Source organism: Bacillus cereus group sp. BfR-BA-01382, from assembly GCF_022663475.1.
Taxonomy (GTDB): Bacteria; Bacillota; Bacilli; order Bacillales; family Bacillaceae_G; genus Bacillus_A; species Bacillus_A thuringiensis_S.
In genome coordinates this window covers 1-270 of sequence record NZ_JAKUFQ010000367.1, presented here as the reverse complement: position 1 = coordinate 270, position 270 = coordinate 1, and the positions used below count along the sequence as shown (strand labels likewise).

Here is a 270-nt window from a genome sequence, read left to right as displayed (position 1 = left end):
AGTTTTAGATAAAGAGACTGTTAAATTAAAAGAGAGTAAAGAGCAAGTAGAGACGGAAAAACAAAAGCTCGAAGAAAACAAAGCACAGGTAGTAGTGGAAATTCAAAAGTTGAAAGCGGAAGAAGAGGAACGTGCTCGTCAAGCTGAGATTGAAAGACAAAAAGCTGAAGAAGTAGAACGAAATCGCCAAGCTCAGTTAGAAGCTCAAAAACCAGTGGAATCAGATGCTCAAAATCAATCACAAGAGCAAAATCAATTCCGTATTACAGT

The 270-nt window shown here is 37.4% G+C and carries 1 pseudogene; it reads left to right on the top strand.

Features of this window, described 5'->3' with window-relative positions:
* Nucleotides 1-270 (top strand): annotated as a pseudogene (locus tag MR160_RS34355) (C40 family peptidase); the annotation flags it as partial.